Annotated in this window: 2 protein-coding genes; one reads left to right on the forward strand and one right to left on the reverse strand. The window is 60.7% G+C overall.

Annotated features, from left to right (window positions below; genetic code table 11):
- The coding region (locus OQK_RS00310) for a glycosyltransferase (RefSeq protein WP_016770604.1) at positions 1 to 1,254 on the reverse strand (1,254 nt) is incomplete at its 3' end.
- 427 nt (positions 1,255 to 1,681) lie between these two features.
- On the opposite strand from OQK_RS00310, the gene OQK_RS00315 reads away from it, so the two are divergent.
- On the forward strand, positions 1,682 to 2,040 hold a 359-nt coding region (locus tag OQK_RS00315; protein WP_016770605.1), incomplete at its 3' end, for an NAD-dependent epimerase/dehydratase family protein.

Consider the following 2,040-nt stretch of genomic DNA (forward strand, 5'->3'; position numbering starts at 1 on the left):
CGTGTGATCGGGGGCGATCACCGGTTTCCCGCTGGACATGAACTCCATCAAGGGCAGGCACAACCCTTCGCAGCGTGACGCGTTGACGTAGAAACTGGCCGCCTGATAAAGCCTGGCGTACTGCGCGTCGTCGAGGTAACCGTGCATCACCACGACCCGACAGGCGAACGGCGTGAGTTGCGCCAGCAGGGTCATCAATTCGCTGTAATAGGACGCCAGATCATTCTGGGTAATCTTGAGCACCAGCGTCGCGTCGGGCGTTTCGCGAAACGCCCAGCAGAATGCGCTGATCAGTCGATGCCAGTTCTTGCGGCCATCCTTGGGGTTGAATACCGAGACATACACCACACCCTCGACAGTGGTTTCGACCACCGATGAGGTGTCCGGCAGATCGAGTGGCGCCGGTTCGATCACGGGCACCGGCGCAGCGCCGCACACCTCAGGCCAACGCTGTTGCAGCCAGCCATGCAGAGCGTCCGGCAGCAGATCGCGAATGCCTTCCCAGTACCAGTTGTGCAGAAACTTCACCCGCGGCGCCGGTTCCGCCTGTTCGCGTCCCAAGTCCAGCGCCCACAGCCGCAGGTAATGTCGAGCGATGACCAGTCGGCGTTTGAACGTCAACGGTGGCGGCCGCGCGGCTTCAATTGCTGCGGCCAGTGCAGCCTGCTCTTCAGGGCTGATTGGCGTCGGGATCAGCGCATCGGCTGACAGGCCGAGGGTGCGCGAATCGAATATGCACCCCTTGATTGCCAGTGCAGTGCCCGGGTTGACCGGCATCGGTTGGTGTTGCTGACGAATCGTTGCGAAGCTGTCCCACAACGGCGTCGGCAAAACCAGCACCGGGAACGCTTCGCCCATGGCGCGGCGGATGGCCGTTGCCGTGTGGGTCGACAGGGTGATGACCCGACCGTGGCGCGCGAGCATGCGTGTCCAGTCCTGACGCGGATCGTCGTCCCACTGTTCATCGGGGATCGAATCGAACTCCCAGGCCACCACGCAAATCGTCGGGCATTGCAGATCAACCGGAGTTTTCTGCGGCGGGGTGAAGGACAGGAACACACTGTCTTCGCCAGCGGCGAGCAATTGCCGGTAAATCACATCGACGTCGGCGACAGATCCGGCCACGTGCACGCGCCCCAGGCTTTCCAGCACCGGGCGATAGGCTTTGAGGACAAAGTAATAGCTGTATTCCGGACGCCCGAGACTGGCACTGATGGAGCTGTCGTTGACGTCCGAGTAGAGAATGAAATTCATGGCATCCCACGATGAAGCACCATCCCGGCGACTTCATGCTATGACGGCCGCGCGGCGGATCGGGTCGGCAGGGCCGGCACTCGTCCGTCATCATCGGGCACGTCTCTGTTCTTGTTTTAGTGGTCAGTTTCACCCCGCGTCGCGGCGTCCGGAAAACAACCGGCCAACTCGCGACGAAGGCCATTCTAAACACATCCATCGCGAGTCCGGGAACCGCCGGGCGAGAATAAATCGGACTATGCTGACGAGAACTGACCAGTCACGGTTTGCCCGGTTGAAATTGCCGAGCAATTGGCACAGATTGGCAACCAAACAACTACAACAACGGCTTCGCCTGCTGTTTCACCGGATATTTCCTCCGGTCTGACAGGGCTTTCCTCAAAGCGTGCAAGGAAAGCGGCGCGAGTCATGACCAAGGGGTCGCTGTTTGAAAAAACGTCTGTTCGTCACGGGCCTCAGCGGCTTCGTGGGACAACACATTCAGTCTCGTCTGGCGTCGCCGGGCTCGTCGTGGGAGCTGCTGCCTGCCGCATCGGCCTACGACCTTACGAACGCCGACAGCCTCATCGACCTTTGGCCTGAGTTGCCGGATGCAGTCATTCATCTGGCCGGCCAGACCTTCGTGCCGGAAGCCTTTCGTGACCCGGCCCGCACCTTCGATATCAATCTTTTCGGCACCCTCAACCTGCTGCAGGCGCTCAAGGCTCGCGGCTTTTCCGGCACTTTCCTGTACGTCAGCTCCGGCGACGTTTACGGGCAAGTCGCCGAAGAGCATCTGCCAATCAC

This window comes from Pseudomonas sp. R62 (genome assembly GCF_000257605.1).
GTDB lineage: Bacteria > Pseudomonadota > Gammaproteobacteria > Pseudomonadales > Pseudomonadaceae > Aquipseudomonas > Aquipseudomonas atacamensis.